The sequence below is a fragment of the Pseudomonas meliae genome (genome assembly GCF_001400515.1).
Taxonomy (GTDB): domain Bacteria; phylum Pseudomonadota; class Gammaproteobacteria; order Pseudomonadales; family Pseudomonadaceae; genus Aquipseudomonas; species Aquipseudomonas amygdali.
This window is the reverse complement of sequence record NZ_LJQT01000414.1, coordinates 1-4,542: the sequence shown is the minus strand read 5'-3', so window position 1 is coordinate 4,542 and position 4,542 is coordinate 1. Positions and strand designations below refer to the sequence as shown.

Below are 4,542 nucleotides of genomic sequence, written 5' to 3'. Positions count from 1 at the left end.
GAAATCCGCCCAAAACGCCCAACGGCGTTGTAGCGTGCCGAGTGATCAGGCCAGCCCAGGTGGAACACATAAAATTCGTTCAGTCGGCCGGCGCGTTTGGCTTCGAGATACATGCGCTTGAGCAAATCGGCATCGCCCTTCGGGTCGAATACGATGACGACCTCGTGCTGGCCGTGTTTTTTCCGCCGAATGTCCTGCGTGATGAACAATTCCGCCAGACGGGTTTTGCCGACTCGGGTCGTGCCCAGTACCAGTGAGTGGCCCACTCGCTCACCCAACGGAAGAGAGACGTTCTCCTCGTATGGCTCGATGCGGTGCAACCTTGGCAAGCCGCCTACGGGTGGCAGGGGTCGCACTGGGTTGATGGGCACGTCCCATGATGTGGCTCTGGCCAGAAGCCGGACAGGGTAGGGAGCAAACTCTGCTCTTTCCTCAAACCGACGCGCTGCCCGGAACCACGAGGTGGATTCCACGTAGCTGGAATACTTCGGCAGATAAGTATCCATCAACCTTTGCGTGTGGCGCTGCTGCCAGCGAAAGCCAAGTCCGATGAACAGACGTTGATTGCTGACCGGCACTTCTTTACTGGTCATCGTGTAATGAGGCAGTCGACGGATGTTTCGGCGATAGCGCAGCACCTGCCATGCTTGTTTCAGACGCACTAAACCTAGAGCCAGAAAGCCCGCGGAGGTCACGATGCCGAACAGCGGAGTAGGCGCAAACGCCCAGGGAGCGAACACGCATAGGAATGCACCTGCAGCGCACACGTACACGGTGTACAGCTCTACGGCGGGTCTGAGCAGTGATTCAATGGCGTAATCGTGAGCCATAACCCGACCTCCTATTGCTCGATGGCAGTTGGGGTGATCAGCACCGGATAGTGGTTCAGGCCGAGGCGCTGAGAAAGCTCGTCACCAGATGCGGGGGATACGAGCGCCTCGGGCAACCAACTCCGGACTACGGCAAGTCGTTCTTGTGTGGCCACGTTGACCACCAGTCCTACGGCCTGCATCTGCTTCAGCACCGCACCGCGCTCTTGTAGCCATCGGCGTGATGTTTCATCGTCCCCGATCAGGAACAAAGGCTGCAGGCCTGGCGCGTTGATGATTCGGCCTTGAACTGTCCCTGGAGTCATTCGAGTGGTGCGTACCGGCAATCCCTGTGCTGCTACAGGATCCAGTTGCGAGGTCAGGTGATTTGAGACAGAAGAGGACGGCTCGGGATTGAGAGATCGATAGTAAGGCAACGCTGAGTCACCGCCTTTGTCTTCAACCACGGTGAGCTCTGCAGCTTGGCAGATCATAAATGGCAGGCAGAGCGCTGCGCCGAGGATCACTGATCGGGTCATGGATTGGTCACCAGCATTTGGATGCCGGTTACCCGGCTGAGATGTTTGGCAAAGGCCTTGCGGTAATTGGCGGCTGGAGCGCCGCCTGCAGGCCGGTGATAGCGTCCTGCTACGGTGATCCAGTCACCGCCAAGCGCGCGCAGTTCGGCGAGCATCTGTGCAGCTACATCAAGGTTCTTGTAGGGATTGAGCGCGTCGCACGGATTGCTTGATTTAAATCTCTGGCCGTTCCAGCCCATGTTTACCTGACCTAATCCGACGTCGACCCGCTTGGGACCCGCCTGTGCCAGTGCGATGATAAGTGCGGTGCAGGCATCGGCACGGGTTGCAAAACGATAACTAGCGCCGGCAACGTTCAGCGTCCAAGGCCACGGGACCAGTTGGCCTCGCAGTCGGGTCCCGCTTTCCTGCAGTGCCACCGAGTAGAGCACTTCCGACGGAATGTTCGCGGCGTGGGCAGCCAGCTGATAAGCCGGCGGGGGAAGCTCGGCTGAATGGCTTGTCAACGCGAAGCACAGCAGGGCAAGGCCTGCCCACGTCACTGACGTAGCCATTGCCCATTTACCTCTCGCACAACGGCCGGTAACTCTCCACCCAGGCTTAGGCCAAGCCAGCGTCCACCGTCATGGTTGAGGGTGATTTGTCGGGTTCTGACATTCGCAGGGTCGATTCCCGAGACAATCGCCCAGTTGCGAATTCGCTCATCGTCGTTCTGGCTACCCACCATGTACACGTCAAACGGCTGCTTCTGAGCTTGAAGGGCCTTCACTCGTATCGAGCATTCCGGGCAGTCGTCCTTAACAAACACTGCCAATCGGCCGTTGCCTTGGTTAGCTGGGCTCGCGGCCGTCCCTTGGGGCGCAGAGCTGGCGATGGGCATCAGGTTCGGGTAGACGCGTTTGAAGGCATCGTCATATGCGCGTTGATACGCTAATTCTTTTGCCGTGCGCTGCGCCTCGGCTTTGACCTGGAGCTCTGCATACCGCCGGCGCTCTTCATCATTGCGGGCTTCGATACCCAATGCTGTCAGCGGATCCAGCCCGGGGGAATACACACCTCGTGAACTCCGCATCAGCGTTTGATAGCGCTGCCATTCCTGAGGACTGAGGTTCCAGTCTCGTGCAAGCATCTCGCCGCTCGATTGCGACTGGCTGTCCAGCACGGCGCTCTGTTGCTCTCTACTGGTGGACTGTGCAGAACTGTTTGTTGCAGCGTTGGCCATACCAGCCGCTGTGATCAGGATGACTCCCGTCAGTGTTAGCATTCGCAGGTTGTAATCGGTCATGTGAACCTCTAAGGGCGCAGGGGCAGAATGCGGGTTGAGCCGTTGATGCTGAACAGGGCGCGTGAATCATCCAGGCTGTTGAGCTGCCAGTTGCTCCCCGCGACCATGTCGCCCGGGCGTACCAGGTTCAATTGACTCAGTTGAGTGCTGCCAGGCGGGGCGACTGACAAGAAACGTTCGCCTCCGCGATACTCCACACCCACGACCGAAAACGGTGGAGGAGCCCCCTGAACTTTGGTTTGTGCTGTAGCCTTACGGGAGGGGACTGGAGTCTTCGGTTTGGCCGCAGCGGTGACTTGAGCAGATGCGGCTTGAACTGCACGCATGTCCTGGAGTTTCACCTGCAGCTCCTCGATCCGAGCGTTCATGACCACAACCTCTTGCATCGTGGCCGCCGCTTGCTGGGCTGCGTCCTGCGCCTGCTCGACGAGAGCTTGAACGGCATCGATTCGATTGGAGAGTGCCTGCTGGCCAGCCCTGAAATCATCGATCGTCACGGACTTCAGCTGGCTGGCGGCATTGAGCCGGTCATCCACGCCATTGATGCGTTGGGTGATGGCGTTGACGGTTTCCAGGTTTGCAGCTGATTCAAAACCTGTTTTCAGGTGGAGAATCTGCCACTGCTGGTAGATCAGCGTGCCAATCAGGACGATCAGGGCCAGGATTTGCAGGACGGTGGCGCGGGAAAGAGAAGGGCGCAGTGGCAGCTTCATGGAGGACCTCACTCAAGATGTGAGGCACGTTCGCAAAAAGCTTGATCAGAAGCAGTAGGAAATCGTTTTTCAGTCGGAATGGGTTTTAAGGCAGGCGTAATAGACGCTATCGGGTGGATCAGATAGGGAGAGCAGCTGCCCCGACAGGAGGATCAAACCTCATACGCACTGACCTAAACGAAAGGTTTGTTGATCACGAGCGCGGCGGCTGTCCAGCCTAAGCAGTAACACCAAAAGTATTTCAAAGCTACCCTAAGCCGCCGAGGAAAGCGCGGCCCGGTTCATCGCGGGGGGAAAATTGGCCTTGCCGAGTTCGTCGCGCTCCGGCCACGCTAAACCTGTAATGGCGACGTCAGCCAAGAGCTGCTTCAATAGCAGTTTTATAGACGTTTTCATCCGGCAGGGTGACGTTATTGAACGCTTCTTGAACCTTATAAACGGTGGTCGAATGCGGCGGTAATGCCATTAGCGGCACCGTGGCACCGTCGATGATGCCTGATTCTTCGTGTTCATAGGCAAGAAACGTGATTGACGCTGGTTGCAATGCATAGCGGATCAAACCACCAACACCTCCGAGGCGCGCCATAATGCGCGTGTAAACAGGTTGCGGGCAGACGAAGAACAACCCCTTCCTGCACAACGCTTCACGTTGTAGCACTTGGCCCTTGTAGATCAGTTGGGGAAGGATACGCTTGTTGACGTTTTCCCAGTTCAGGCCCGCCGTGGTCGCTGGGTTCGTACGTTCCGGAGTGAGTAAGGCTTCCCGACCATTGCGGTAGTTGCCCGTAGTGTCAATGGTCTGAACTTCGACGGCGACAAATTCTTTCAGTTTGCCATTGGCATCAAGCAATGCCAGGACCCAGTCCACGAAGTAGCTGCCCGCGCCGTCCTTTTGTGGCAAGCGCAATTCGCCGCTCCAGCGTTTGCCGAACACGGCTACGACCGGTGCTTGCTTCGCTCGCGCCCGCGCTGATGCTTGCCGGCCCGCGACTAGCTCTAAATCGTCGTCAAACGCAATCTTTGCTACGTCATACAGGGCACGATACTTGTCTGCGTACAGGCGGATAGGGCAGCAAATAACCGGTCCGGAAGTCACTGGCTTGATAGTACAAACGCCCGCGATGGCCCCGTCACTCAACCGCTTCTCGCACACTTCGGACAAGTAGGGGCATTGTTTGTTCATGCATAGGAATTTC

At 57.5% G+C, this 4,542-nt stretch carries 5 protein-coding genes and 1 pseudogene; all 6 read right to left on the bottom strand.

The features are described 5' to 3' along the window. Window positions 1-830 (bottom strand): annotated as a pseudogene (locus ALO64_RS19190) (type IV conjugative transfer system coupling protein TraD); the annotation flags it as partial. Window positions 831-841: 11 nt separating this feature from the next. Continuing rightward, window positions 842-1,348 carry an integrating conjugative element protein gene (locus ALO64_RS19185; RefSeq protein WP_044345603.1) on the bottom strand — a complete coding sequence of 169 codons (507 nt, stop codon included), beginning with the start codon at window positions 1,346-1,348 and terminating at the stop codon, window positions 842-844. Beyond that, a complete protein-coding gene (locus tag ALO64_RS19180) occupies window positions 1,345-1,902 on the bottom strand; it encodes a transglycosylase SLT domain-containing protein (RefSeq protein ID WP_005734357.1) in 558 nt (185 codons plus the stop codon). The genes ALO64_RS19185 and ALO64_RS19180 overlap by 4 nt, the downstream gene beginning before the upstream one ends. Further along, window positions 1,887-2,633, bottom strand: coding sequence for a TIGR03759 family integrating conjugative element protein (locus ALO64_RS19175; RefSeq protein ID WP_044345605.1), 747 nt, complete (start codon window positions 2,631-2,633; stop codon window positions 1,887-1,889). The genes ALO64_RS19180 and ALO64_RS19175 overlap by 16 nt, the downstream gene beginning before the upstream one ends. A gap of 8 nt (window positions 2,634-2,641) precedes the next feature. Beyond that, window positions 2,642-3,346 (bottom strand): hypothetical protein, encoded by a 705-nt coding sequence (locus ALO64_RS19170; protein ID WP_044345606.1) that lies wholly within the window; start codon window positions 3,344-3,346, stop codon window positions 2,642-2,644. 352 nt (window positions 3,347-3,698) lie between these two features. Then, a partial coding sequence (locus tag ALO64_RS19165; RefSeq protein WP_235805015.1) for a NotI family restriction endonuclease occupies window positions 3,699-4,542 on the bottom strand: 844 nt, incomplete at its 5' end.